Annotated in this window: 21 protein-coding genes; 13 read left to right on the top strand and 8 right to left on the bottom strand. The window is 74.0% G+C overall.

What is annotated here, in order from left to right; translation table 11 throughout:
* The first annotated feature begins 138 nt into the window (after positions 1-138).
* Positions 139-2,829: an FtsX-like permease family protein gene (locus GRQ65_RS00865; RefSeq protein ID WP_160874218.1), complete on the top strand. Its 2,691-nt coding sequence runs from the start codon at positions 139-141 to the stop codon at positions 2,827-2,829.
* 39 nt (positions 2,830-2,868) lie between these two features.
* Here GRQ65_RS00865 and GRQ65_RS00860 read toward each other — a convergent pair whose 3' ends face one another.
* Positions 2,869-4,062 (bottom strand): LCP family glycopolymer transferase, encoded by a 1,194-nt coding sequence (locus tag GRQ65_RS00860; RefSeq protein WP_160874216.1) that lies wholly within the window; start codon positions 4,060-4,062, stop codon positions 2,869-2,871.
* A gap of 126 nt (positions 4,063-4,188) precedes the next feature.
* On the opposite strand from GRQ65_RS00860, the gene GRQ65_RS00855 reads away from it, so the two are divergent.
* Both GRQ65_RS00855 and GRQ65_RS00850 read left to right on the top strand, forming a co-directional pair.
* A complete protein-coding gene (locus GRQ65_RS00855) occupies positions 4,189-5,754 on the top strand; it encodes an Ada metal-binding domain-containing protein (RefSeq protein WP_337191405.1) in 1,566 nt (521 codons plus the stop codon).
* A gap of 1 nt (position 5,755) precedes the next feature.
* A complete protein-coding gene (locus GRQ65_RS00850; protein ID WP_337191404.1) occupies positions 5,756-6,259 on the top strand; it encodes a methylated-DNA--[protein]-cysteine S-methyltransferase in 504 nt (167 codons plus the stop codon).
* Positions 6,260-6,382: 123 nt separating this feature from the next.
* On the opposite strand, the gene GRQ65_RS00845 is transcribed toward GRQ65_RS00850, so the two are convergent.
* Together GRQ65_RS00845 and GRQ65_RS00840 are read right to left on the bottom strand one after the other, a co-directional pair.
* Complete coding sequence (locus GRQ65_RS00845; protein ID WP_160874212.1) at positions 6,383-6,934, bottom strand: NUDIX domain-containing protein; 552 nt, start codon at positions 6,932-6,934, stop codon at positions 6,383-6,385.
* Between the two features lie 124 nt (positions 6,935-7,058).
* Positions 7,059-7,790: an IclR family transcriptional regulator gene (locus GRQ65_RS00840; RefSeq protein ID WP_160874210.1), complete on the bottom strand. Its 732-nt coding sequence runs from the start codon at positions 7,788-7,790 to the stop codon at positions 7,059-7,061.
* A 74-nt stretch (positions 7,791-7,864) separates the two neighbouring features.
* Here GRQ65_RS00840 and leuC point away from each other — a divergent pair, with 74 nt between their 5' ends.
* The 4 genes from leuC to GRQ65_RS00820 all read left to right on the top strand — a co-directional run bounded on the left by leuC (position 7,865) and on the right by GRQ65_RS00820 (position 11,660).
* Positions 7,865-9,304: a 3-isopropylmalate dehydratase large subunit gene (gene leuC / locus GRQ65_RS00835; protein WP_160874208.1), complete on the top strand. Its 1,440-nt coding sequence runs from the start codon at positions 7,865-7,867 to the stop codon at positions 9,302-9,304.
* Between the two features lies 1 nt (position 9,305).
* Positions 9,306-9,911, top strand: coding sequence for a 3-isopropylmalate dehydratase small subunit (leuD, locus tag GRQ65_RS00830; RefSeq protein ID WP_160874206.1), 606 nt, complete (start codon positions 9,306-9,308; stop codon positions 9,909-9,911).
* 89 nt (positions 9,912-10,000) lie between these two features.
* Positions 10,001-10,822, top strand: coding sequence for an alpha/beta fold hydrolase (locus GRQ65_RS00825; protein ID WP_160874204.1), 822 nt, complete (start codon positions 10,001-10,003; stop codon positions 10,820-10,822).
* A gap of 142 nt (positions 10,823-10,964) precedes the next feature.
* On the top strand, positions 10,965-11,660 hold the full coding sequence (locus GRQ65_RS00820) for an HU family DNA-binding protein (protein ID WP_160874202.1): 696 nt from the start codon (positions 10,965-10,967) through the stop codon (positions 11,658-11,660).
* Positions 11,661-11,666: 6 nt separating this feature from the next.
* Here GRQ65_RS00820 and cofC read toward each other — a convergent pair whose 3' ends face one another.
* The gene (cofC, locus tag GRQ65_RS00815) at positions 11,667-12,299 is read right to left on the bottom strand and encodes a 2-phospho-L-lactate guanylyltransferase (RefSeq protein ID WP_237447509.1); all 633 of its coding nucleotides are present in this window, start codon (positions 12,297-12,299) and stop codon (positions 11,667-11,669) included.
* A 59-nt stretch (positions 12,300-12,358) separates the two neighbouring features.
* On the opposite strand from cofC, the gene GRQ65_RS00810 reads away from it, so the two are divergent.
* On the top strand, positions 12,359-13,117 hold the full coding sequence (locus tag GRQ65_RS00810; protein ID WP_160874198.1) for a 1-acyl-sn-glycerol-3-phosphate acyltransferase: 759 nt from the start codon (positions 12,359-12,361) through the stop codon (positions 13,115-13,117).
* The gene (locus GRQ65_RS00805; RefSeq protein ID WP_160874196.1) at positions 13,114-14,115 is read left to right on the top strand and encodes an NAD(P)H-dependent glycerol-3-phosphate dehydrogenase; all 1,002 of its coding nucleotides are present in this window, start codon (positions 13,114-13,116) and stop codon (positions 14,113-14,115) included. Before GRQ65_RS00810 ends, GRQ65_RS00805 begins: the two co-directional genes overlap by 4 nt.
* A 137-nt stretch (positions 14,116-14,252) precedes the next feature.
* Here GRQ65_RS00805 and GRQ65_RS00800 read toward each other — a convergent pair whose 3' ends face one another.
* Positions 14,253-15,326, bottom strand: coding sequence for a trans-sulfuration enzyme family protein (locus tag GRQ65_RS00800; RefSeq protein ID WP_160874194.1), 1,074 nt, complete (start codon positions 15,324-15,326; stop codon positions 14,253-14,255).
* A 42-nt stretch (positions 15,327-15,368) separates the two neighbouring features.
* Between GRQ65_RS00800 and GRQ65_RS00795 the strand changes: the two genes are divergently transcribed.
* Complete coding sequence (locus GRQ65_RS00795; RefSeq protein ID WP_160874192.1) at positions 15,369-16,766, top strand: UDP-N-acetylmuramoyl-tripeptide--D-alanyl-D-alanine ligase; 1,398 nt, start codon at positions 15,369-15,371, stop codon at positions 16,764-16,766.
* Positions 16,767-16,777: 11 nt separating this feature from the next.
* Positions 16,778-17,893 carry a D-alanine--D-alanine ligase family protein gene (locus GRQ65_RS00790; protein ID WP_160874190.1) on the top strand — a complete coding sequence of 372 codons (1,116 nt, stop codon included), beginning with the start codon at positions 16,778-16,780 and terminating at the stop codon, positions 17,891-17,893.
* 111 nt (positions 17,894-18,004) lie between these two features.
* On the opposite strand, the gene GRQ65_RS00785 is transcribed toward GRQ65_RS00790, so the two are convergent.
* Positions 18,005-18,973: a D-alanine--D-alanine ligase family protein gene (locus GRQ65_RS00785; protein ID WP_160874188.1), complete on the bottom strand. Its 969-nt coding sequence runs from the start codon at positions 18,971-18,973 to the stop codon at positions 18,005-18,007.
* Positions 18,974-19,090: 117 nt separating this feature from the next.
* Positions 19,091-19,327, bottom strand: a complete 237-nt coding sequence (locus GRQ65_RS00780; RefSeq protein ID WP_160874186.1) for an Lrp/AsnC family transcriptional regulator — start codon at positions 19,325-19,327, stop codon at positions 19,091-19,093.
* 133 nt (positions 19,328-19,460) lie between these two features.
* Between GRQ65_RS00780 and GRQ65_RS00775 the strand changes: the two genes are divergently transcribed.
* Positions 19,461-20,420, top strand: a complete 960-nt coding sequence (locus tag GRQ65_RS00775) for a thiamine-phosphate kinase (RefSeq protein ID WP_337191403.1) — start codon at positions 19,461-19,463, stop codon at positions 20,418-20,420.
* 79 nt (positions 20,421-20,499) lie between these two features.
* On the opposite strand, the gene rpmB is transcribed toward GRQ65_RS00775, so the two are convergent.
* The gene (gene rpmB / locus GRQ65_RS00770) at positions 20,500-20,685 is read right to left on the bottom strand and encodes a 50S ribosomal protein L28 (protein WP_160874182.1); all 186 of its coding nucleotides are present in this window, start codon (positions 20,683-20,685) and stop codon (positions 20,500-20,502) included.
* A 209-nt stretch (positions 20,686-20,894) separates the two neighbouring features.
* Between rpmB and GRQ65_RS00765 the strand changes: the two genes are divergently transcribed.
* Complete coding sequence (locus tag GRQ65_RS00765; RefSeq protein WP_160874180.1) at positions 20,895-22,571, top strand: DAK2 domain-containing protein; 1,677 nt, start codon at positions 20,895-20,897, stop codon at positions 22,569-22,571.
* Positions 22,572-22,646 lie beyond the last annotated feature (75 nt).

The following is a 22,646-nucleotide window of genomic DNA, read 5'->3' as shown; positions in this document are numbered from 1 at the left end:
GGTGGCCCGTGCTCCGAGTGCGTGCATCGCAAGGCGCAGGCGCGACGCCATACCGGGTCGTCTTGCGAGTGTCTGCAACGCAGCGAGGTGCGTGCTCGGGGTGCGGGACACCCGGAGAACTTCCGGAGATGACCACTCATGAGGACGCTGCCTCGCCCGCACGGCCCGAGCGTGCGCGGCCGGCTGCGCACCGACCGCGGCCTGCTGGTGCTCACGGCGGCCGTGGTGGCCCTCGTGACCGCCCTGCTCGCCGCGGTCGGGCCGCTCACCGTCCGCACCGCCGACCGGGCTGTGGCGGCGTCCGTCAGGGACGCCGGCACCCGGGGGGCCGTCGTCGCCACCGTGGCACAGCCGGACTCACGAGGCCCGCGCCGGCGCGACCCCGGCTCGGTCGAGCGTCTCGCGGGCGACGTCGAGTCGGCGCGCAGCCGGATGCCCCGCGTGCTCGCCGCCGCGGTCCGTCCCGGGGTGGTCTCCCTGACCTCCAAGCCCCTCCAGCTGACCGACGCGGGACCCGGCCGCTACCTCCGGCTGGCCTACGTCGCCACGGCCTCGGGTCCGCCGTCGGTCACCTGGGTCGACGGCGAGGCGCCCGCCAGCAGCGCCGCGCCCGGCCAGGAGGCCGTCGTCGTCGACGCGGCGGCACCGCCCTGGCCGGTGCAGGTCGGGCTCTCGACGAGCGCCGCGTCCGCCCTCGGAGTCGGGGCGGGCGACCAGCTCGAGGTCGAGGACGAGGCCCGTCGCTCCGTGGACGTGCGGGTCAGCGGCATCTTCAGTCCCGTCGATCCGGACGACGAGGCGTGGCTCGCCCAGCCGGGGCTGCTGAGCGCCACGACCGGCACCACCGAGGGCGTGGTGCGCACCTCGGCCACCGCGCTGGTCGGTGACGCGTCGCTGCCCGACCTGCGGATCGGCGTACCGTCCGACGACCTGAGCGAGCAGGTCAGCTTCCTGCCGGTGCCCGAGGACGTCACCTGGCGCGGGGCGCCGGCGCTGCGCCGGGCCGTCGTCGGGCTGCAGTCGGGCGGCCAGGGTGAGCTGACGGGCACGGGCTTCGACACCCTCCTGGACCGGGTGCTCGACGACGCGCTCACCCAGGTCGCGACGGCGCGCGGACAGGCGCAGCTCCTGCTGGTCGGTCTGACGGCGACCGCCCTGCTGGTGCTCGTGCTGGGCGCGCAGCTGCTCGTGAGGCGCCGGGCCGGCACGCTCGCGCTCGCCCGCGAGCGGGGGGCGGGTCTGCTCGGCCTCGGTCTCGAGCTGGCGGTCGAGTCGGTGCTCGTCACGGCCGTCGGGACGGCGCTCGGGCTCGGAGCGGTCCTCGCGCTGCTCGGCCCCGAGGGGTGGACGGTGGCGCCGTCCGTCGTCCTGGTCGTCGTGGTGGTCGCCGGGCTGGCCGCGCCGGTGCTGGGGGCGGTCGAGGCGGCGCGGGCCACCGGGGCCCGACGGGTGCCGGCCAACCGGGCCGCTCGCCGCGCGCTGGTGCAGGCCCGCGCGACCCGGCGGCTCCTGCTCGAGGGGCTCGTCGTCACCGCAGCCGTGCTGAGCCTGCTCGCGCTGCGTCAGCGCGGCGTGGGCGACGGCGACCTCGCGGTCGGGAGTGTCTCGACCTGGTGGGCCCTCGTCGCCGCCCTGCTGCTGGTGCGAGCGCTGCCGCTGCTCGTGCGCCCTGCCCTGCGCTGGGCCCGGCGCACGAGCGGACTGAGCCGCCTGGTGGTGGTCGCCCGCGTCGCCGAGGCGGGCACCCGGGCGCTGCCGCTGACGGTGCTGACCGTGGCCGTGGCCCAGCTCGTGCTGGGTGTGTCCCTGGCCGCGACCGAGCGGGCCGGCCAGGAGGCCGGGGCTCGCGTCGCCGTCGGCGGCGACGCCCGGCTCCGGGCCTCACCGGAGCCCTCGCTCGTCCGCACCGCCGCGACCGTCGCCGCCGCCCCGGGAGTGCGGACCGCGGTCGCCGCGCGGGTCACGGACGCACGGCTCTCCTCGAGCAGCCAGGCGGTCGACGTGCGCCTCGTGGTGGTCGACGCGGCAGCGTGGGCGCGGCTGCTCGACGACAGCGACCTGCCCGCGGGGTCGGGTCCGGCCCGGCTCGAGGGCCCTGGTCGGGTCCGCGCCCTCGTCTCCGGTGGATCGGCAGCGGTGGGGGAGGGAGCGCAGCTGCGCTGGGACGACGCGGTCGTCCCGCTCGACGTCGTCGGCACGGCACCGCAGGTCGAGGGGTCCGCCGAGCCCGTCGTGGTCGTCGACACCCGGGCCCTGGCCGGTGCCGGCACCACGGCACCTCCCGACACGGTGTGGGCCACCGGCCCGGGCGCCGTCGAGGCGGTGCGGGCCGCCGCCGAGGCGGGCGACGACGTGACGACGTACGCCGGCGTGCTGGCGCAGCGCCGCGCCGCGCCGCTGCCGAGCGCGCTCGTCGCCCTGGCGGCCGCGTCTGCACTGGTGCTCCTCGCCCTCGCGGCCCTCGGCGTGGTGCTGGCCGCCACGGTCGACGCGCCCGCCCGCCGCGTCTCCGCAGGCCGGCTGCGCTCGCTCGGGGTGCCCGACCGCACGCTGCTCACGATGCTGACCGGCGAGCTGCTCGTGCCGGTGCTGGCCGGCGTCGTCGCGGGACTCGTCGCCGGCGCGACCTGCGCGGCGGCGATCACCGGTCACCTCGGCCTCGAGGTGGTCACCGGCGAGACAGCGCCTCCTTCGCTGGTCGTGCCGTGGTGGGTGCCGCTCGCGGCACTTCTCGTCGCGCTGGTCGTGCCGGTCCTCGCGGTGCGCGAGGCGGCTGCCGTGCGGCGCGCCAGCCTGGCGCGGCTGCTGCGCGGCGGCGGCCCCGGCTGAAGAGTTGGCTGAGGACGTGGCTCAGGATCGGGGGCCGGATCAGGCGCAGAGGCCGTTCTGCGCGGCCTGCTCCTCGGTCTCCTGCTGGGTGGGTCCCTCGGTGGGGGCAGCCGACGTCGCGCCGTCGGAGGGCGACGCGCTAGACGTGGTGCCGGGGGAGGCGCTGGGGCTGCTCCCGGAGGCCGTCGCGCTCGGGGTGCCCGGCGTCTCGGCGGCGCTGATGCTCCCGTCGCGGTAGCGGGCGGGCAGCGGCTGGTCGGCGGTGATCGCCTTCCAGAGCCCCTGCGCCTGGTCGGTCCACACGAGCCGGTTCGGGTCGGAGGGCGCCTCGGCGATCGGGACGGTCACGAAGGTGATGTCGTCGAGTCCCGTCTTGCGGAACTGCAGCGCCAGGTCGCCCAGGTCGCGCAGGGAGTCGAGCTCGGGGTCGGTGACGATCGAGGCGGTCGCGGCCCGCAGGAAGGCGAAGACCCGGGTCGGCTTCGAGAGGGTGCCGGCCGAGACGACCTTGCTGACCATCGAGGCGATGAAGGCCTGCTGGCGCTTCATCCGGCCGATGTCGGCGTTGGGCGTCGAGGAGCGCTCGCGCACGTAGTCGAGGGCCTTCTGGCCGTCGAGGGTCTGCGTGCCGGCCTGGAAGGTGATGCCGTGCTCGCTGTCGTCGATGTCCTCGGGGATGCACACCGTGACGCCGTCGACCGCGTCGACCATGTCCTTGAAGCCGGCGAAGTCGACGACGACGTAGTGGTCGATGTAGACCCCGGTGAGGTCCTGCACCATCGCGACCGTGCACGTCGGACCGCCCACGGAGAATGCGTCGTTGAACATCACGTCGTCGGCGGCCGGCACGGTGTCGCCCTGTGCGTCCGTGCACTCCGGTCGGTCGACGAGGGCGTCGCGCGGCAGCGAGACGCCGTAGACGGTCTGCCGGTCGGCGGAGACGTGGACCAGGATCGTGGTGTCAGCACGTTGACCGATGTCGGTCTGCCCGTCGAGGTCGTTGCCGGCCCCGACACGGGAGTCCGAGCCGAGCACCAGGACGTTGAGGGCGTCACCGCCGATGGCGGGCTTCTTCCCGCGGTGGGGGATCGGGTCGCCAGCGCCGATGTCGTCGACGCGGCCGTACGCGTAGCTCACGGTCAGCCCGGTCAGCAGGGCCAGCACGAGCTGGGTGGCGACGACGACGATCAGCACGGTACGGCGATCGCGCGGCTCCAGCCGCCTGGCGGACACGTGTGAATCGTGGCAGACGTCCGCAACCGGCGTCGGCGGATCGCGCCTGACCGGCGCGGACGACGTTCTGTCCTGGTGTCCGAATCCCGCCAGCCCGGTGTCGGTGCCGTGGGTCAGGATGGTGGGGTGACGACGAACACCGAGGACGAGGAGCCGCGCGCCGGGCTCGATCCCGAGTCCTGCTACCGGGCGGTGAAGTCGCGCGACCGCCGCTTCGACGGGGTGTTCTGGACGGCCGTGCGCACGACCGGCATCTACTGCCGGCCGTCCTGCCCGGCCCGCACCCCGGCGTACGCCAACGTGAGCTTCCACCCGAGTGCGGCCTCGGCCCAGGCGGCGGGCTACCGCGCCTGCAAGCGCTGCCTACCGGACGCCGTCCCCGGCAGTCCCGACTGGGACGTCGCGGCCACGGTCGCCGGCCGCGCGATGCGCCTGCTCGCCGACGGGGTCGTCGACCGCGAGGGCGTGGAGGGGCTGGCCCGTCGCGTCGGCTACACCCCGCGCCACCTCACCCGTCTGCTGACCGCCGAGCTGGGCGCCGGACCGCTCGCGCTGGCCCGGGCCCGTCGCGCCCAGACCGCCCGCGTGCTCGTCGAGACGACCGACCTGAGCTTCGCCGACATCGCCTTCGCGGCCGGGTTCAGCAGCGTGCGGCAGTTCAACGAGACGGTGCGCGAGGTCTACGCCTCGACACCGACCGAGCTGCGCCGCCGCAGCGGTGGTGGCCCGACCCGGGCTCCCGGCGAGCCGGTCGCCGTGGGGACGGTGCGGATGCGCCTGGCCGTGCGGACGCCGTTCGCGGGCCGGGCGCTGCTCGCCTTCCTGGCCTACCACCTCGTGCCCGGTGTCGAGACCGCCGGTCACCACCCCGACGGCAGCGGCTGGTACGCCCGCACCCTCGACCTCCCGCACGGGCCCGGCACGGTGCGGGTCGAGCTCGACGACGCCCCGGCGACCGGCCAGACGGCGTTCGTCACTGCGGAGTTCCGGCTGCACGACCTGCGCGACACCGCCGCCGCGCTCGAGCGTGCCCGCCGGCTCGTCGACGCCGACTGCGACCCGGTCGCGGTCGACGACCAGTTCCTCGGCGACCCGGTCATCGGTCCGCTGGTGCGGGCCTGCCGGGGCCTGCGCGTGCCCGGGCAGGTCGACGGCGACGAGACCGCCATCCGCACCGTCGTCGGACAGCAGGTCAGCGTGACCGGCGCGCGCACCGTGCAGGGCCGGATGGTCGCCGAGCACGGCACTCCGGTCGAGACCGGCGAGCCCGGCCTCACCCACCTCTTCCCGTCGGCGGCGACGCTGGCCGGTGTCGACCCCACGACGCTGCCGATGCCGCGGGCTCGCGGGCGGGCCCTGGTAGCACTGGCCGGCGCCCTCGCCGACGGCACCGTCGCCCTCGACCGCGGGGCCGACCGCGACGCCGTGCGCACCGCGATGATCGCCCTGCCCGGCATCGGGCCCTGGACCGCCGACTACGTCGCGATGCGCGCCCTCGGCCACCCCGACGTCTTCCTCCCCACCGACATCGGCGTCCGCAACGCCCTGCGCGGCCTGGGCCACGACCCCGACTCGGTCGCCGCCGTGATCGCCGACAGCGACCGCTGGCGTCCGTGGCGCTCCTACGCCCTGCTGCACCTGTGGAACACCCTCATGCCGGCCCCCGCAGCCCTCCCAGACCAAGGAGCCTGACGTGTCCTGGACCGTCCTCGACTCACCGATCGACGAGCTGCGGCTCGTCGCCCACGACGACGCGCTGACGATGATCGAGTTCTCGCCGTTCCCGGTCGTCGGTCCCGACCTGCCCGCCGACGGTCTCGACCGGGGCGAGCGGGATGACGCCGATCCGGTGCTGGTCGAGACCGCCGCCCAGCTCACGGCCTACTTCGCCGGCGAGCTCGAGGATTTCGACCTCCCGCTCGCCCCGCGCGGCACGCCGTTCCAGCAGACCGTGTGGACGGCGCTGCGCGGCATCGGCTTCGGCGAGACCGCGTCGTACGGCGAGCTGGCGCGGCGCATCGGCAAGACCCCGGCCGCCTCGCGCGCCGTCGGTCTCGCCAACGGCCGCAACCCGATCCCGGTCGTCATCCCGTGCCACCGCGTCATCGGGGCCAACGGGACCCTCACCGGCTACGCCGGCGGGCTCGGGCGCAAGCAGACGCTGCTCGACCTCGAGACCCGCGGCGCCCTGTTCTGACGCCGACCCGGCGCGAAGTGCTGCTGGACGTACGCCGACCCGGCGCGAAGTGCTGCTGGACGTACGCCGACCCGGCGCGAAGTGCTGCTGGACGGACGCCGACCCGGCGCGAAGTGCGGCGCCTCAGGCCCAACCGAGCTCGAGCGCGGCGAGCAGGAGTGCTCCGGCGGTCTCGGAGTCGTGGATGGTGCCGTCGCGCAGCATCTCGCGCACCTCGCCCCACGGGTGGGCCGAGACGGCGGCGATGCCCTCGGCGGCGTCGAGGCTCGCACCGGGCTCGCGGCTCAGGCCCCTTGCGAGGAAGACCCGCGCCTCGGCGCGCGCCACGCCGTTGAGCGAGAACTGCGTGCCCAGCGGCGTCCAGTCTCGGGCCGTGTGACCGGTCTCCTCCAGCAGCTCACGACGAGCGGCGACCTCGAGGTCGTCGCCGTCGCTGCCCCCGGCCGGCACCTCGACGCTGCGCCCGGTCGTGTAGCGCTCCAGCGTCACGAGCAGCACCTCGTCGGCGTCGGTCACCGCCACCACGAACACCGCGGGCTGGCGCACCTCGACCACGCCGTAGATGCCCGCACCGCCGTCGGGGCGCGTCACGTCGTCCTCGCGCACCCGGATCCAGCGGTTGGCGTAGACCTCCCGCGTGGCCAGCGTCCGCCACCCGGCGCCCTCGGTCGTCACCCCCCAATTGAACGCCACGGCGTTCCGGCGGAACCCCAGCAGATGCTGGTACTGCCAACGTTCTGGGCCGTTGCAACACCCCAGAACGTTGGCGATCCCAGCAGATGCTGGGGTTCCGACACCCTCAGACGGCGTCGGTGGCGGCGGCGCGCCGCAGCGACTCGGAGAGCCGCTCGGCGGCGGCGAGGACGGCAGGGGCGTGCATGCGGCCGGGCTGACGCGAGAGGCGCTCGAGGGGGCCGGAGACGGAGACGGCGGCGATGATCTTGCCGCTGGGGGAGCGCACCGGGGCGGACACGGAGGCGACGCCCTGCTCGCGCTCGCCGACCGACTGCGCCCAGCCGCGGCGACGGATGCCGGACAGCGCCGCGGCGGAGAAGGCGGCGTTCTGCAGGCCGCGGTGCATCCGCTCGGGGTCCTCCCAGGCCAGCAGCACCTGCGCGGCGGAGCCGGCGCGCATCGTGAGCTGCGAGCCCACCGGGATGGTGTCGCGCAGGCCCGAGGGGCGCTCGGCGGCGGCGACGCAGACGCGGACGTCGCCCTGGCGGCGCCACAGCTGGGCGGACTCGCCGGTGATGTCGCGCAGTCGCGCGAGAACCGGACCGGCGGTGGCGAGCAGCCGGTCCTCGCCGGCGGCGGCGGACAGCTCGGCGAGGCGCGGACCGAGGACGAAGCGCCCCTGCATGTCGCGCGCGACGAGGCGGTGGTGCTCGAGGGCGACGGCCAGACGGTGAGCGGTCGGTCGGGCGAGGCCCGTGCCGGCGACGAGTCCTGCCAGGGTGGCGGGGCCTGCTTCGAGGGCCGTGAGCACCAGGGCGGCCTTGTCGAGCACCCCCACGCCCGATCCGTTGTCCATATGGCAATACTGCCGTCTCAGACTATGGGACCGCAAGGCGTACACTCGACCGGTCGAGTGACGAAGGAGTGCACATGGGCAAGACACTGTCGGAGAAGGTCTGGGACGAGCACGTCGTCCGCTCGGAGCCGGGCGAGCCGGACCTGCTCTACATCGACCTCCACCTCATCCACGAGGTGACCAGCCCCCAGGCCTTCGAGGGCCTGCGGCTCAGCGGTCGCACGGTGCGCCGCCCCGACCTGACGCTGGCGACCGAGGACCACAACGTCCCCACGGTCGACTGGGACAAGCCGATCGCCGACCCCGTCTCCCGCACGCAGGTCGAGACGCTGCGCAAGAACGCCGCGGAGTTCGGCGTGCGCCTGCACCCGCTCGGCGACCTCGACCAGGGCATCGTCCACGTCGTCGGCCCGCAGCTCGGGCTCACCCAGCCGGGCATGACGATCGTCTGCGGTGACAGCCACACCAGCACCCACGGTGCGTTCGGTGCGATCGCGTTCGGCATCGGCACCTCCGAGGTCGAGCACGTCCTGGCCACCCAGACGCTGTCGCAGTCGAAGCCCAAGACGATGGCCGTCACGGTCAACGGCTCGCTGCCCGAGGGCGTCACCGCCAAGGACCTCGTGCTCACCCTCATCGCCCACACCGGCACCGGCGGGGGACAGGGCTACATCGTCGAGTACCGCGGCCAGGCCATCGAGGAGCTCTCCATGGAGGGCCGGATGACGGTCTGCAACATGAGCATCGAGTGGGGTGCCAAGGCCGGTCTCATCGCGCCCGACCAGACGACGTTCGACTACATCCAGGGCAAGCCCGAGGCGCCGCAGGGCGAGGAGTGGGACGCCGCCGTCGCGCACTGGCGCACCCTGGTCACCGACGACGACGCCGTCTTCGACGAGGAGATCGTCCTCGACGCCTCGACCATGACGCCGTTCGTCACCTGGGGCACCAACCCCGGCCAGGGCGTGCCGCTCGGTGGGGTCGTGCCCAGCCCCGACGACTTCGAGGAGCCGACCGACAGGACGGCCACCGAGAAGGCGCTGGAGTACATGGGCCTCGAGGCCGGCACCCCGATGCGCGACATCAAGGTCGACACCGTGTTCGTCGGCTCCTGCACCAACGGCCGCATCGAGGACCTCCGCCTCGCCGCCGAGATCGTCAAGGGCCGCCGCGTCGACTCCTCGACCCGCCTGCTCGTCGTCCCCGGCTCGGTCCGGGTGCGGCTGCAGGCCCAGGACGAGGGCCTGGACGTCATCTTCAAGGAGGCTGGCGCCGAGTGGCGCGGCGCCGGCTGCTCGATGTGCCTGGGCATGAACCCCGACACCCTCGAGCCGGGCGAGCGCAGCGCCTCGACCTCCAACCGCAACTTCGAGGGCCGCCAGGGCAAGGGCGGTCGCACCCACCTCGTCTCGGTGCCGGTCGCCGCGGCGACCGCGATCCGCGGCACGCTCTCCTCGCCCGCCGACCTCGAGCCGCTCGAGGTCGCCAGCACCAGCACCGGACAGGAGGGCTGACGTGGACGCGTTCACCAGCCACACCGGCGTCGGCGTCCCGCTGCGCCGCAGCAACGTCGACACCGACCAGATCATCCCCGCGGTCTACCTCAAGCGCGTGACCCGCACGGGCTTCGAGGACGGGCTGTTCTCCGCCTGGCGCAACGACCCGTCGTTCGTCCTCAACCGTCCGGAGTACGCCGCTGGCACGGTGCTCGTCGCCGGCCCCGACTTCGGCACCGGCTCCTCGCGCGAGCACGCCGTGTGGGCGCTGATGGACTACGGCTTCAAGGTCGTGATCTCGAGCCGCTTCGCCGACATCTTCCGCGGCAACTCCGGCAAGGCCGGGCTGCTCGCGGCCAAGGTCGACGAGAAGGTCGTCCAGCGCCTGTGGGACTTCCTCGAGGACAACCCCGGTGGCGTCATCACCGTCGACCTCGAGTCCCGCACGGTGCGCGCCGGTGAGGGCCCCGACGCGATCGAGGACTCCTTCGACATCGACGACTACACCCGCTGGCGGCTGCTCGAGGGGCTCGACGACATCGGGATCACCCTCGGCCACGCCGAGGCCATCGACGCCTTCGAGCAGCAGCGCCCGTCGTTCAAGCCGGTCACGATCTACTCCTGACCCGCGTCTGACCCGCGTCTGACCCGTCCGTCGGGGCGGGGGTACCGAACCACTCCTGGTTCCACCCCCACCCGACGGAAAGGCGCGCTGTGCCCACGATCGAGTCCAACGGCATCTCCCTCAGCTACGAGGACACCGGCGGCGACGGCGCCGTCGTCGTGCTCATCCACGGCTGGCCGCTCAGCGGCGCCTCGTGGTCCGAGCAGGTCCCGGCCCTCACCGAGGCCGGCTACCGCGTCATCACCTACGACCGGCGCGGCTTCGGCCACTCGGACAAGCCTGACGACGGCTACGACTACGACACCTTCACCGCCGACCTCGCCGGCCTGCTCGACGGGCTCGAGGTCCAGGACGCCACGCTCGTCGGCTTCTCGATGGGCGGCGGCGAGGTCGCGCGCTACCTCGGCACGTACGGCGGCACGCGGGCCTCGGCGGGCGTCTTCGCCGGCGCCGTGCCGCCGTACCTGCTGAAGAGCGAGGACAACCCCTCCGGCGGGCTCGCCGAGGAGGACGTGCAGGAGATGGAGGAGGGGGCGCGCTCGGACCGCGCCGGCTTCCTGCAGGAGTTCATGAAGGGCTTCTTCTCCGCGGGCAGCGAACTGATGGTCAGCCAGGCCCGGGTCGACCAGGCCATCGGGCTCTCCGAGCCCGCCCGCGACGAGGCCGTGGTCGGGTGCATCGGAGCCTTCGGCCGCACCGACTTCCGCGCCGACCTGGCCGCGATCTCCGTGCCCTGCCTCGTCATCCACGGCGACAGCGACGGCGTGGTGCCCTTCGAGGTGTCGGGCCAGCGCACCGCCGACGCGCTGTCCGACAGCACCCTCGTGGTCGTCGAGAAGGGCCCGCACGGGTTCAACGTCAGCCACGCCGAGGAGTTCAACCGGGCGCTGCTGAGCTTCCTCGACCGCTGAGCGCTTCCCTCACACCGAGCCCGGCCCCGCGAAACTTCCCGGTTTCGCGGGGCCGTGGTCGTTGTGGGTGGGAGCGTGTGTCCCTAGGTTGCTCAGCAGGGACGGGCGACCGCTCTGCCACGGCATCCGGAAGGGAAGTCAGTTGAACAAGAACCAGCTGATCGACGCGCTCGCCGAGCGCTTCGAGGGCAACAGGAAGGCCGCCCGTCACGCGCTCGAGGCGGTGCTCGACACCATCACCCGCGAGGTGGTGAAGGGGGAGCGCGTCGCCATCACCGGCTTCGGCGCCTTCGAGAGCCGGGTGCGCCAGGCCCGGATGGTCCGCAACCCGCAGACCGGTGAGCGCATCGAGGCCCGCGAGACGACGGTCCCGAAGTTCACCGCCGGTCAGGACCTGAAGAACATCGTCTCCGGCGCCAAGAAGCTCCCGCAGCTGACCATCGCCGCGGCCTACCCGGTGGCCAAGAAGACCGCCGAGAGGGCCGTCGCCGTCGCCACCCCGGGCTCGAGCGGCTCCGCGTCGAAGAGCACCGCGTCGAAAAGCACCGCGAAGAAGGCGTCGGCCTCGAAGACCACCACCTCGAAGACCACCGCCACGAAGGCACCGGCGAAGAAGGCCTCGGCGAAGAAGGCCCCGGCCGCGAAGAAGTCGACGACCGCGACGAGCACCGCGTCGAAGAGCACCGCGTCGAAGAGCACCGCGAAGAGGAGCACCGCGAAGAAGACGTCGGCGTCGAAGACCACCGCGAAGAAGACGTCCACGGCGAAGAAGACCTCGACCGCGAAGAAGGCGCCGGCCAAGAAGACGACGGCCAAGAAGACCGCCGAGAAGGCCTGAACCCGATCAGCCCACGCGCGGGCCGTCTCCCCTCAGGGAGGCGGCCCGCGCGGCCGTCCGGGGCCCGACACCGAGGGCGAGGGCGACGTCGAGGTCGTGCAGGTCGTCGACGTCGCGGCGCAGGCGCTCGGTGGCCTCGAGTCGCCGGGCCCCGCCCGCCTCGTGCGCGGCGGCCGATCCGGGACCGAACCGCGGCGCGAACGCGTCGTACGCCGCCGTGTACGTCGTCGTGCCCACGCCCTCGCTGTCGGCGACGTACGCCGCCTCGCCGGGCTCGACCCCGGCCAGGGCCGCGTCGAGGTCGGGCGCACGCAGCGCGGGGAGGTCGGCGGTGAGGGCGACGGGCACCAGCTCGGGCCAGCGGCGGCGAGCCTCGGCCGCGCACTGCAGCAGCGTGCCGTTGAGGTCCTCTGCGACGCCGTCGGGGATCGTGTGCGCGCCGAGGGCGTCGAGCTCGCTGGCGAAGGCGGCGTCGTCGGTCGCGACGAGCACGTGCGCGACCAGGGCGGCGTCGAGGCAGGCGGTGACGGTGTCCATCGCGAAGGCCGCGGCGAGCGTGCGGCGCTGCTCGTCGTCGAGACCGACGAGGCGCGACTTGCCGACCGCGGGCGGCTTCACGGGGACCAGGGCGACGTACATCGAGCCCATCGTCTCAAGGCGGCCGGGCGCTGCCGCGCGCGGGAGATAGCCTGGCGCGCGTGAAGGTGCGGTCCTTGCAGGAGCGGCCCCGGGGCTGGGCGTGGTGGTTCGCCGTCCCGATCGTGAAGCCCGCTCTGCTGGCCACCACCCGGCACCGCTGGATCGACGGCGACAAGCTGCCCGCGCACGGCGGGTTCATCCTCGTCCTCAACCACATCTCCGAGGCCGACCCGCTGATCGTCGCGCACCTGGTCTGGGACCACGGCCGGATCCCGCGCTACCTCGCCAAGTCGGGCCTGTTCAAGAACCGGACGCTCGGCTGGTTCCTGCGCTCGGCCGGCCAGATCCCCGTCTTCCGTGCCAGCCGCGACGCCCTCAGCGCCTACTCCGCGGCCGTCGACGCCGTCCGCAACGGCAAGTGCGTCGTCGTCTACCCCGAGGGCACGATCACCCGCGACCCCGCGCTGTGGCCGATGACGGGCAAGACCGGTGCGGCTCGCATCGCGCTCGCCACCGGAGCGCCTGTCGTGCCGGTGGGGCAGTGGGGCGCTCACGAGGTGCTGGCGCCGTACGCCAAGCGGCCGCACCTGTTCCCGCGCACCCTCGTCACGATGAAGGTCGGCGACCCCGTCGACCTGGCCGATCTCGAGGGTCAGGAGGGGGCGGCGGCGATCGCCGAGGCCACTGAGCGGATCATGTCGGCTCTCACCGCGCTCGTCGCCGACGTGCGTGGTGAGGAGCCGCCGCCCGAGCGGTTCGACCCGCGCACCCGTGGTGTCTCGGAGTTCGGCAACCCCCACCAGGAAGGACGTCGATGAGCAAGGTCGCGGTGTTCGGAGCCGGCTCGTGGGGCACGGCGTTCTCGATCGTGCTCGCCGACGGCGGCAACGACGTGACGATGTGGGCCCGCCGCGAGGAGGTCGCCGCGACGATCAACGAGCGTCGTGAGAACACCGACTACCTGCCCGGCATCGAGCTGCCGCCCGCGATCTCGGCGACGCACGACGTCGAGAAGGCTGCCCACGACGCCGACGTCGTCATCTTCGCGACCCCGTCGCAGACCTTCCGCGACAACCTCGCCGAGTGGGCGCCGCACATCGGCGACGGGGCGGTCATGGTCTCGCTCATGAAGGGTGTCGAGCTCGGCACGCTCAACCGGATGAGCGAGGTGATCGCCCAGGTCACGGGCGCAGGCCCCGAGCGGGTCGCCGTGATCTCCGGGCCCAACCTCGCCAAGGAGATCGCCCGCCGCGAGCCCGCCGCCTCCGTCGTGGCGTGCGAGGACGAGGGCGTGGCCAAGATGCTGCAGGACCGCTGCCACTCGCCGGCGTTCCGCCCCTACACCTCCACCGACGTCCTCGGCTGCGAGCTCGGTGGCGCCTACAAGAACGTCGTCGGTCTGGCCGTCGGCATGGCCGTCGGCCTCGGCTTCGGCGACAACACCACCGCCTCGGTGATCACCCGCGGGCTCGCCGAGACCGCCCGCCTCGCCATGCGCCTCGGCGCCAACCCGCTGACGCTGATGGGGCTCGCCGGCCTCGGCGACCTCGTCGCCACCTGCTCCTCGCCGCTCTCGCGCAACCGCACGTTCGGCGAGCGCCTCGGTCAGGGCCAGACCGCCGAGCAGATCTACGCCTCCACCCGGCAGGTGGCCGAGGGCGCCAAGTCCTGTGCCTCGCTGCGAGCCCTCGCGGAGTTCAACGAGGTCGACGCCCCCGTCGCGCAGTACGTCGACGACGTGGTCTCGGGGCGTCTCGACGCCCGCCAGATGATGGACGCGATCCTCGCTCGCGACACCAAGGCTGAGACGGACTGACGACCGGGCCGCGCCGTCGGAGTGGCTTCGAGACAGGACTTCGTCCTTCCTCAACCACCGGCACGGTGGTTGAGGAGGCCGGCCGACCACCGGCACGGTGGTTGAGGAGGGCCGGCTACGGCCGTCTCGACACCACCTCAGCCGGGCAGGCGGTCGAGGGCCTGCTCGAGGTCGTCCCAGAGGTCGTCGACGTCCTCGATGCCGACCGAGAGGCGCACGAGGCCGTCGGGGACGGTCGCGGGCTCGGCCTGCCAGCGGCGGCGGCGCTCGAGCGTCGACTCGACCCCGCCGAGCGAGGTGGCGTGCACCCACAGCGCGGTGGAGCGCACGAGCAGGTCGGCGTGGTCGGCGGAGGCGAGGACGACCGAGACGATGCCGCCGGCGCCGGGGTAGCGGACCTCCTCCACGGCCGGGTGCGGCGCGAGGCGGCGGACGAGCTCGGCGGCATTGGCGGACGACCGCTCCACCCGCAGGTGCAGGGTGCGCAGCCCGCGCAGCCCGAGCCACGCCTCGAACGGGCCCGGCGCGTTGCCGTGCAGGTCGCGGCGGCCCTTCAACACGCCGTACAGCTGCTCGTCGGCGGTGACGACGGCACCGAGCAGGACGTCGCTGTGCCCGGCGATGAACTTGGTCGCCGAGTGCACCACGATGTCGGCGCCGAGCTCGAGCGGACGCTGGAGGATCGGGGTCATGAAGGTGTTGTCGACGACCACCCGGGCGCCGGCCTCGTGCGCGGCGGCGCAGATCGCCTCGACGTCGGCCACCTCCAGCGAGGGGTTGGTCGGCGACTCGAACCACACCAGTGCGGCGTCCTCGCAGGCCTCGGCGACGGCAGCGGTGTCGGTGATGTCGACGTACGTCGCCGTGAGGCGCCCGCGCATCTCGAGGTCGGCCAGCGAGAGCAGGGTGCCGGTGTAGGAGTGGCGCGGCGCGACGACCTTGTCGCCGTGGGCCACCAGGTCCAGCACGGTGGTGATGGCCGCCATGCCCGACCCGAACGCCAGGCACCGTCCGCCCTCCAGGTCGCCGAGCGCGTCCTCGAACGCGGTCCACGAGGCGTTGGCGTAGCGGCCGTACTCCAGCTCGCCGCCCGCGACGTACGTCGAGGCGAGGGTGATCGGGACGTTGAGCGGCTCGTCGGGCCGGTGCGGCGGACGCCCGGTCTGGACGGTGCGGGTGGCGGGGTGCAGCGGGTGCAGCGGCTCGGCCATGCCGTCCAGTCTGCCTGGGGTGCGACCTCCTAAGGTGGCCGGGTGATCGCGCTGACGCTGCGGGAGATCGCCGAGGTGGTCGGCGGGACGGTCGAGGGTGACGGCGAGGGTGACGGCGAGGGTGACGGCGACGTCGTCGTCTCGGGTCCGGTGGTCATCGACGGCCGGGAGGCGCGCGAGGGCAGCCTGTTCGCGGCGTTCGTGGGCGAGCGGGTCGACGGCCACGAGCACACGGCCCAGGCCGCCGAGCACGGCGCCGTCGCGGTGCTGGGCTCGCGTCCGACCGAGCTGCCCACCGTCGTGGTGGCCGACCCCCAGGACGCACTGCAGACGCTCGCGGCGTACGTCGTGGCGCGGGTCCGCGAGGCCGGCGACCTGACGGTGCTGGCCGTGACCGGCTCGTCGGGCAAGACCTCGACCAAGGACCTGCTCGCCGCCGTGCTCGGCTCCGCCGGGCCGACCGTGGCGACCCGGGGGTCGTTCAACAACGAGCTCGGCATGCCGTTGACGGCGCTGGGCGTCGACGAGACCACGCGCTTCCTGCTGCTGGAGATGGGTGCGCGCGGGCGGGGTCACATCGCCCAGCTCGCCGCGCTCGTGCCGCCCGACGTCTCGATGGTGCTCAACGTCGGCACCGCCCACCTCGGCGAGTTCGGCTCTCGCGAGGCGATCGCGCAGGCCAAGGGCGAGCTGGTGAGTGGGCTTTTCACCGGCGGCACCGCCGTGCTCAACGCCGACGACGACAAGGTGGCCGCCATGGCCGGGCTCGCGCCGGGCCGGGTGCTGAGGTTCGGCACCGGACCCGGTGCCGACGTGCGCGTCGAGGGGCTCCGGCTCGACCGCCTCGGGCGACCTGCGTTCACGCTGACCGCGGGCGGTGGGAGCGAGGACGTCACGCTGCGCCTCGTCGGCGCCCACCAGGCCCTCAACGCCGCCGCCGCGGCGACCGCGGCCCTCGCGGTCGGGATGGCGCTGCCCGAGGTGGCGGCGGCGCTGCGCGAGGTCGCCTCGCTGTCGCGCTGGCGCATGGAGCTGCACGAACGCGCCGATGGCGTGATCGTGCTCAACGACGCCTACAACGCCAATCCCGAGTCGGTGCGCGCCGCCGTCGACGCGCTCGAGGTGATCGGCGCCGACGACGGCGTACGCCGCACCGTGGCCGTGCTCGGGGAGATGCGCGAGCTCGGCGACGACCACGAGTCCAGCCACCGCGAGATCGGTGCGTACGCCGCGGCGAGGGTCGGCGAGCTGCTCGTCGTCGGCGAGCCCGCGCGCGGCATCCACGACGCCGCGCTCGAGGCGGGCGCGACGACGACGCTGGTCGCCGACGGCGCCGCCGCGACGGCGTGGCTGCGCGAGCGCATCGGCCCGGGTGACGCAGTCCTCGTCAAGGCCTCCCGCGGCGCGCGCCTCGACGAGGTGGCCGACGCGCTTCTGTAGCGTGGCGGACCATGAGTGAGCGCAAGGTCCGGGTCGCGCTGCTGTTCGGTGGACGCTCCGGCGAGCACGCCATCTCGGCGGCCACGGCGGCGGGGGTGCTGCGCGCGATCGACCGCGAGAAGTACGACGTCACGCCCGTGGGCGTCACCCGCGACGGGCGCTGGGTCGTGGCCTCCGACGACCCGACGGTGTGGGAGCTGCGCGCCGACCGGCTGCCCGAGGTGACCGCCCCGGCCGGCTCGGAGATCGTGCTGTCGACGTCCGGCGAGGGCCCGCAGCTGCAGGTGCTGGAGGCCGGCGCGGTGCCGGAGGTGCTCTCGCAGGTCGACGTGGTGTTCCCGGTGCTGCACGGACCGTTCGGCGAGGACGGCACCGTCCAGGGACTGCTCGAGCTGGCCGACGTGCGCTACGTCGGCTCCGGGGTCCTCGCCTCCGCCGTCGGCATGGACAAGCACTACATGAAGCTCGTCTTCGCCGCCCACGGCCTGCCCGTCGGGCCCTACGTCGTCGTGACCCCCCGCGACTGGGTGACCCGGCGCGACGACGTGCTGACCCGGGTGAAGGAGCTGCGGCTGCCGCTGTTCGTCAAGCCCGCCCGCGCCGGCTCCTCGCTCGGGGTCACCCGCGTCGACGACCTCGCCGACCTCGAGGACGCTGTCGAGGCGGCCCGGGTCCACGACCCCAAGGTCATCGTCGAGGAGGGCGTCGACGGGCGCGAGGTCGAGTGCGCCGTGCTCGGCTCACGCGGCGACGCCGCTCCTCGGGCCTCGGTCGTCGGCGAGATCGTCGTCCAGGACACCGGCGAGTTCTACGACTTCGAGGCGAAGTACATCGAGGCCGACACCGCCCGACTCGACATCCCCGCCGACCTGCCCGACGCCGTGAGCGAGCAGGTCCGCGCGCTCGCCGTGGCGGCATTCGAGGCGGTCGGCGCCGAGGGCATCGCCCGCGTCGACGTCTTCGTGACCCCCGAGGGCCGCATCGTCGTCAACGAGATCAACACGATGCCCGGCTTCACGCCGATCTCGATGTACCCCAAGCTCTGGGAGGCCTCCGGGATCTCCTACCCCGACCTCATCGACGAGCTCGTCCAGCTCGCCCTCGACCGGCCCACCGGCCTGCGCTGAGGCGTCGCCCGGCGCCGCCCGTCGGGTCGTGTGCCTGAGAGCGGGTCCGGTCTCGCTCCTGGGCCCGGCGCCCGCCCGAACCGGCTCACTTCGCCCCAGGGAGCGGCAGCCTCAGGCCGGTACGCCGGCGCGGACGGCCCGGGCGAGCAGGTCGCGGGCGACCTCGCCGAGGGAGGTGCCGGAGGCGGTGGCGGCGAACGGCAGCACCGAGGTCTCCGTGGTGCCGGGGGTGATCGCGGTCTCGAGGACGACGAATGAGCCGTCGGCGGCGACGATGAAGTCGCTGCGCGAGACGTCGCGCAGTCCGAGCGTGCGGTGGGCCTGGCAGGCGACCTCGCCGAGGCGAGCCAGCTGCTCCTCGGGCAGGTCCGGGCGGCTCAGCGAGACGAACTCGGCGGTGTAGCGCGCCATGAAGTCGAACTCGTGGCCGCGCTTGTAGGCGATCGCCACGGGCTGCAGCGAGGTGAGGCCGTCGTCGGTCTCGAGCACGACGACCGAGACGTCGACGCCCTCGTGGAACCGCTCGACCAGGGCGTCGTCGCAGTAGGCGTAGGTGCCGACGAGGGCCGAGGGGAGGGCACCGAGGCCGTCGACGCCGGCGACGCCGAGCGCCGAGCCGCCGCGCGCGGGCTTGACGACCACGCGGGAGCCGAGGCGGTCCATCACGTGCGACATCAGTGCCGCGGCCCCGATGTCGCGGAAGGTCTGCGCCGACAGGCTCACCGAGTCGGGCACGGGGATGCCGTCGCGGCGCAGCAGCTCGCGCGCGGTGCCCTTGTCGAACGCCACGCGGCAGGCGCGGCTGCGCGAGCCGACGTAGGGCAGGTCGATCAGCTCGAGCAGGGTCTGGATCTCGCCGTCCTCGCCGAACTGCCCGTGCAGCGCCGGCATCGCGGCGACGACGCGGTCGCGCTCGAGGACGGCCAGCAGGTTGCGGTCGAAGTCGTAGGCCTGCGCCTCGACACCCAGCTGGCGCAGCTCGCGGACGAGGTTGCGGCCGCTGGCCAGCGAGACGTCGCGCTCGTGGCTGAGGCCCCCCGCGATGATCGCGACGGGGCCGGGGAACTCGAACGACGCCATGGCGGGCAGCCTCCCACACGCGCCCGAGGCAGCGGTGCCCCGGACGCACGAGCGCCCCGCACCGGCGAGGTGCGGGGCGCTCGGGACGACGTGGGTCAGGCGTGGGTCAGACGTGGGTCAGATGTGGACGACCGGGCAGGTCAGCGTGCGGGTGATGCCCTCGAGGGTCTGCACCTTGGCGACCACGAGCTTGCCCAGCTCGTCGACGTTGCGGGCCTCGGCGCGCACGATGACGTCGTAGGGACCGGTGACGTCCTCGGCCATGGTGACGCCCTTGACCTGTGCGATGGCGTTGGCCACCTCGGCAGCCTTGCCGACGTCGGTCTGGATCAGGATGTAGGCCTGCACCACCATGTGCGGATCTCCCTGCTGTTGCCGTGCGGGGTGTGGACCCGCTCAACCTACCGTGACCCGTCGCGCGGGTCACACCGCGCGCTGCCGCAGGCCCCCGGGTCCGCTCCGACCGGATGGCTGGTGGGATGGAGGGGTGACCCTGCCAGCCGGTGTGCCCGCCGACGCGACCCTCGCCGACCTCGGGGAGTTCGGCCTCGTCTCCCAGCTCGTTGCGCTCTTCGCGCAGGGTGAGCACGTCCTGGTCGGACCGGGCGACGACGCGGCCGTCCTGCGGGTGCGGACCGGGCACGTCGTGGTCTCGACCGACCTGCTCGTCGAGGGCCGTCACTTCCGCCGCGACTGGTCGGAGGCCGAGGACGTCGGCCACCGCGCCGCCGCCCAGAACCTCTCCGACATCAACGCCATGGGGGGCCGGGCGCACTCGCTCACCGTCGGCCTCGCCGCGCCGGCCGACCTCCCGGCCCGGTGGGCGCTGGAGTTCGCCCGCGGGTTCGCCGACGAGTGCGCCCTGGTCGGTGCGAGCGTCGTCGGGGGCGACCTCACCCGCGCCGACGAGGTCGTGGTGGCCGTGACCGTCATCGGGGCGTGCACCCAGGCTCCCGTCCTGCGCTCGGGGGCCCGGGCGGGCGACGTGCTCGCCCTGACCGGCCGCCAGGGCTGGTCCGCGGGCGGGCTGGCCGTGCTGAGCCGCGGGTTCCGCTCGCCGCGGGCGCTCGTCGAGGCCTACCGCCGCCCCGCTCCGCCGTACGACGCCGGCAAGGTCGCCGCCGAGGCCGGCGCCACCGCGATGATCGACGTCTCCGACGGCCTCCTCGCTGATGCGGGGCACATCGCGGCCGACTCCGGTGTCGCGCTCGACGTGCGCACCGGCTCGCTCGAGGTGCCCGAGCCGCTGCACGCCGTCGCGGCCGCGACCGGCTCCGACCCGCTCAGCTTCGTCCTGGGCGGTGGCGAGGACCACGGCCTGCTCGCGACGTTCCCGGCCGACTCCGTGCCGCCGGGGTGGCTGCAGATCGGCGTCGTCACCGAGGGCGAGGGCGTGACCGTCGACGGGGCGGCGTACGACGGCGACGCCGGCTGGACGCACTTCTGAGGAACGCGGCGCGGCAGAGACGCACGGAGCCCCCGACAGCCAGGCTGTCGGGGGCTCCGGGACGTGCGGGGAGCGGGGGTCAGCGCGTGACCTTGCCCGCCTTCAGGCAGCCGGTGCAGACGTTGAGCCGCTTGGGCGTGCCGTTGACGGTCGCGCGGACCCGCTGGATGTTGGGGTCGAAGCGACGCTTCGTGATCTTCCGCGACCACGGCCGGTTGTGGCCGAAGCCGGGCTTCTTGGCGCAGATGTCACAGACGGCAGCCACCGGATGCTCCTGGGATAGTCGAGGTTCTGGGAGAGCCCGGCGTCTCCAGTCCCGTGGGGGACTGGGCGGCCACGGAGAGGCTCCGTGTGTCGGGCAACCGCACGAGGATATCCGACACCCGCCGAGCCGCCGAAATCCCGACCCGACCTTCGGGCGCGGCTCTCGAACTCCCACGCTGGTTCGAGGGCCATGCCCTAATCTCCCCCCTCGTGGAGGAGCAGGGGAGCGCGCCGGTCACCGGTGACGACGGTAGCGCGATCCGGCTCGAGAGCCTGCTCCTGTTCGTCGATCTCGCGGTCGACGCCCTCGCCGCCGCGCGCGAGGAGATCGACGCGCTCAACGTCTACCCGGTGCCGGACGGCGACACGGGCACCAACATGTACCTCACCGTCGCCGCGGCCCGCGACGCGCTGCGCGAGCGGCTCGAGGCCGGCGCCGGTCGTGCGGAGGCGTTCGAGGCGTTCACCCGCGGCGCGCTGATGGGTGCGCGCGGCAACTCCGGCGTCATCCTCAGCGAGATGCTCCGCGCGATCGTGCGACGCCTGGCCGCCGCGACGCCGCAGGAGCGCAACGCCGCGGTCATGGTCGAGGCCCTGCGCGCGGCCAGCGACGCGAGCTACGCCGCCGTCGGTGAGCCGGTCGAGGGGACCATGCTCTCGGTCTGCCGAGCCGCGGCCGAGGCCGGCGAGGAGCTGCTCGAGCGCGGCGCGGCCGGCCGCTCCCGCGACGTGCTGTTCGCCGGCGCCGCGGCCGCCCGGGAGGCGCTGGCCCGCACGCCCGAGCAGCTGCAGACCCTGCGCGACGCCGGTGTCGTCGACGCCGGGGGACGCGGCGTCGTCGTCGTGCTCGACGCCGCCGAGACCGCGCTCACCGGGCGCCGGCCCGCGCAGGAGCCCGGCCACCGCCCCGCGCTGCCGCAGCCGGTCCTCGCGACCACCGTGCCGGGCGCCGACCTCGAGGCCGGCGGGCCGGCGTACGAGGTGATGTACCTGCTCGACGCCGACGAGGACGCCGTGGCGCACCTGCGCGAGCGCCTCGGCGGACTCGGCGACTCGCTGGTCGTGGTGGGCGGCGAGGGGCTCTGGAACGTCCACGTGCACGTCGACGACGTCGGCGCCGCGATCGAGGCCGGGATCGAGGCGGGCCGCCCGCACCGGATCCGGGTCACCCACTTCGCCGACGAGGCGCACCGCGCCGACCACCACGAGCGTCCCCGCACCGGCCGCGCCTACGTCGCGGTCGCGGCCGGCCCGGGCCTCGCCGCGCTCTTCGAGGAGGCCGGAGCGGTCGTGGTGCCCGGCGGACCGGGGCACCGGCCCTCGACCGGTCAGCTGCTCGAGGCGATCGAGGCGACGGGCGCCGAGGAGGTCGTCGTGCTGCCCAACGACCACGACTCGGTGCGCGTCGCCAAGGTCGCGGCCAGCACGGCCGAGGCCGACCACGGCGTGCGGGTCGCGGTGATCGCGACGACCGCGCAGGTCGAGGGGCTGGCGGCCATCGCCGTGCACGAGCCGGGGCGCACCTTCGACCAGGACGTCCTGGAGATGACGGCCACGGCACGTCACACGCGCCAGGGTGGCGTCACACGGGCCGCGCGCACCGCCATGACCATGGCCGGGCCCTGCGAGCCGGGCGACGCGCTCGGCATCATCGCGGGCGACTTCGTGGTCGTGGGCAGCGACCTGACCGAGACGGCCACCGACGTGCTGGGGCGCCTGCTCGGGGGCGGGGGAGAGCTGGTCACGCTGGTCTCCGGCTCCGACGACGCCGACGGCGAGCTGGCCGCGGCGTGCGCGTCGTGGGTGGAGCGGGCGCACCCCACTGTCGACGTCGTGGTGTACGACGGTGGGCAGGACCGCTACCCCCTGCTGGTCGCAGTCGAGTAGCCGCCGAGACAGGAGCCCGACCGTGATGACCCCTGCGAGCGCACGTGCGAGCGCCCGTGTGAGTGACCGTGGGAG

It is taken from the genome of Nocardioides flavescens, assembly GCF_009823805.1.
Lineage (GTDB): Bacteria > Actinomycetota > Actinomycetes > Propionibacteriales > Nocardioidaceae > Nocardioides > Nocardioides flavescens.
The sequence above is the reverse complement of the archived record's forward strand: the minus strand, read 5'-3'. Positions and strand labels throughout refer to the sequence as shown.